At 65.8% G+C, this 3376-nt stretch carries 2 protein-coding genes; both read right to left on the bottom strand.

Annotated elements, in window-relative coordinates; genetic code table 11:
* Positions 1–92 precede the first annotated feature (92 nt).
* Positions 93–1412, bottom strand: a complete 1320-nt coding sequence (locus QMX89_RS22490) for a sigma-54 dependent transcriptional regulator (protein ID WP_282349940.1) — start codon at positions 1410–1412, stop codon at positions 93–95.
* On the bottom strand, positions 1409–3298 hold the full coding sequence (locus tag QMX89_RS22485; protein WP_090359552.1) for an ATP-binding protein: 1890 nt from the start codon (positions 3296–3298) through the stop codon (positions 1409–1411). The genes QMX89_RS22490 and QMX89_RS22485 overlap by 4 nt, the downstream gene beginning before the upstream one ends.
* Between the last annotated feature and the right edge of the window lie 78 nt (positions 3299–3376).

Here is a 3376-nt window from a genome sequence, read left to right as displayed (position 1 = left end):
GGCAGAGACCCGCTCCCACAAGTAAAGGCTCACTAGGTCTCTGTGGGAGCGGGTCTCTGCCCGCGAAGAGGCCCGCAAGCCAACCCCATACATCAGTTCAATCCGTACTTCTTGACCTTGTCGAACAGGGTGGTCTTGGCCATGCCCAGCTCCAAGCTGGCCTGGCTGAGGTTGCCCGCGGTTCGCTGCAGAGCCTCGGTCAGCAAGTTACGCTCGAACGCCTCCACCGCTTCGGAAAAGCCCAGGCTGACCACGCTGGCCGCATCGCTCTTCTTGAAGGCCGGTAGGCCCAACGCATAGCGCTCGGCCACGTTGCGCAGTTCGCGGACGTTGCCGGGCCAGTCGTGGCTCATCAGGCGCGACACCGTCTGCGCATCGAGTTCCGGCGGCTCGCGGTCGAAGCGCAAGGCGGCCAGCTGCAGAAAATGCTGGAACAGCTCGAGAATGTCCTCACGACGCTCGCGCAGTGGCGGCAGCTCCAGCGTGACCACGTTGAGGCGGTAATACAGATCGCTTCGGAACTGGTTCTGCCGGCTCAACGCGTCCAGATCCGACTTGGTGGCAGCGATCAGGCGGCAATCCACGGCAATGCTCTGGTTCGAACCCAGGCGTTCCAGGGTGCGCTCCTGCAGCACCCGCAGCAGCTTGATCTGCAAGGGGATGGGCATGCTTTCCACTTCGTCGAGGAACAGCGTGCCCTGGTCGGCGTGTTCGATCTTGCCGATGCGGCGCTTGCCGGCACCGGTGAAAGCATTGGCCTCGTGACCGAAAATCTCGCTTTCGAACAACTGTTCCGGCAGCCCGCCGCAGTTGAGCGCCACGAACGGCTGTGGCTGACGGCGGCTGAAGTCGTGCAGGCAGCGGGCGACCAGCTCCTTGCCAGTGCCGGTTTCGCCTTCGATCAGCACGTTGGCCGAAGTGTCCGCGACATTGGCGATCAGCTCGCGCAGGTTCTGCATGGCCGGCGAGCGGCCGATGATGCGACCTTCCAGGGAGCTGCGCTCGGCCAGTTGCCGACGCAACGAGCTGACCTCGCGGGCCAGGCCGCGCTGCTCCAGCGCGCGGCGGACCACGTCCACCAGGCGTTCGGGCGAGAAGGGCTTTTCCATGAAGTCGTAGGCGCCGCTGCGCATGGCACCTACCGCCATGGAAATGTCGCCATGGCCGGTGATCAGCACCACCGGCAGGCTGGGGTCACGCGCCTTGAGTTGGCTCAGCAGTTCCAGGCCGTCCATGCCGGGCAGGCGGATATCGCTGACGACGATGCCGGCGAAGTCGTCGCCGATGCACGCCAGCGCGGCCTCGGCACTGGCCACGCCCTGGCTGGGAATGTCTTCCAGGGCCAGGGCCTGCTGGCAGCCGAGCAGTACATGGGGGTCGTCTTCGACGATCAGGACGGTCAAGGCGTTCATGGCGACTCGCTGGGCGACGCTGCCGCAAGCGGCAGGCTGAGAATGAAAGTGGTGCCACCGTCGGCCGGGTGCTCGACGGCCAGGTTGCCACCGGCGGCGGCCGCCAGGCTGGCCGACAGGGTCAGGCCAAGGCCCAGGCCGTGATCGCCGGGCTTGGTGGTGAAGAACGGTTCGAACAGGTGCTTGCGGGTCTCGACATCGATGCCGTGGCCGTTGTCGCGCACGCGCAGGGCGTAGCGCTCACCCTCCATGCGGCCGTCCAGCCACAGCGTCGGTTCCGATGCGCCAGCGGTGGCATCCAGCGCGTTGCCGATCAGGTTGACCAGAATCTGCTCGAGACGGGTCTGGTCGATGGCCAATTGCAGCTCGGCGCACGTGCGTTGCACGCTCAGGTGGCTGGCCTCGATGCGGCTGGCCAGCACCTGCAGCGCACCGTCCAGGGCCTTGCCCAGGCTGGCCTGACCCTTGTCGTCGCCACGCCGAGCGAAGGAGCGCAGGCTGGCGGTGATGCGGCCCATGCGATCGATCAGTTCGTTCATGGTGCTCAGGTTGGTGCTGGCCGTGTCCAGCGCACCGCGCTCCAGAAAGCGTACGGTATTGCCCGACAGCGTGCGCAGCGCTGCCAGCGGCTGGTTGAGCTCGTGGGCGATGCTGGTCGACATCTGCCCGATAGCCGCCAGCTTGCCTGCCTGGACCAGTTCATCCTGGGCCTTGCGCAGGGTTTCCTCGGCCTGACGGCGTTCACGGATCTGGCCCTTGAGCCGTTCGTTGCTGGCGCGCAGGTCCTGGGTTCGCTCGGCGATGCGGCGCTCCAGGTGACTGTTGGCCTGTTCCAATGCCTCACGAGCGGCCAGGCGGGTGGCCAGCACCTTGCGTCGCTCGTTCCAGGCGATCAGCAGGAAGGCCAGCAAGGCAAACGCCACGGCCACCAGCACGCCCTGGACGATGGCTTCGTGACGCAGGTCCTGCAGGGAGGTGAGCAACGTGAAACGCCAGGGTGTATCAGCCAGGCGCCGTGACTGCGACAGGTAGGTGACGTTGATGTCCTTGCCCGGCTTGTCGGTGTGGGTGGCGAAGGTCAGCAGCTCCACGCCATCGGCCAGGCTCTGGCGGGCGAGGGGTTCGAGCTCGTTGAGCGGCCACCAGTAATACTGCAGGCTGCGCGCCAGGCGCTCCTTGATTTCCGGGGTCAGCGGGCGTATCGACTTCAGCCGCCGTGCCGGATCGCTGGAGAGGATGATGATGCCGTTCTCGTCGCTGACGAAGGCTTCCAGGCGAGCTTTCTGCCAGCGTTCCTCCAGCGCCTCCAGGCGCACCTTGATGACCGCCACGCCGATCAGCTTGCCGTGCTCCTCAAGCCCATGGGCAAGGAAGTAGCCAGGTTCGCCGGTGGTGCTGCCGATGCCGTAGAAGCGACCGGGCTGGCCGCGAATGGCCGCCTGGAAGTAACCGCGGAAGGACAGGTCTTCGCCGAGAAAACTGTCGGCATCGCGCCAGTTGCTGGTGGCCTGCACGCGGCCGGTGGTGTCGAGCACATAGATGGCGCGGCTGCGGCTGCGCCGGTTCAGGCCTTCCAGGTAGTCGTTGACCGCTTGGCGATGCTCGCCGTCGGGGTCGTTGAGCAGAGTTGAGACGCTGTCTTCTAGCTCCAGCAGGCTGGGCAGGTAGGTATACTTGGTGATTTCGCTTTCGACCGCACGCGCGTGCAGTTCGAGCTGGCGCTCGCCGTTCTCGGAGAGGGCGCGAATGCTGTTGTGCTCGCTGACCAGAAAGCCCACGTAGCCCAGGCCCAGCGTCAACAGCAGGATCAGGGGCGGCAGGAACAGCTGGCGAATCAGGCGGGGCTTCACGATCAGGTCAGGCTTTGTGGCGGGCAGGCATTTCATCACAGTCGCCTTCAAGCAGCCAGCGTCCCGCGCCCCCCACCGCGGGCGCGGGGCGGCCGGGGATAACTGGGGCAGGGT

This window comes from Pseudomonas sp. PS01301, assembly GCF_029960215.1.
Lineage (GTDB): Bacteria > Pseudomonadota > Gammaproteobacteria > Pseudomonadales > Pseudomonadaceae > Aquipseudomonas > Aquipseudomonas coleopterorum.
The sequence above is the reverse complement of the archived record's forward strand: the minus strand, read 5'-3'. Positions and strand labels throughout refer to the sequence as shown.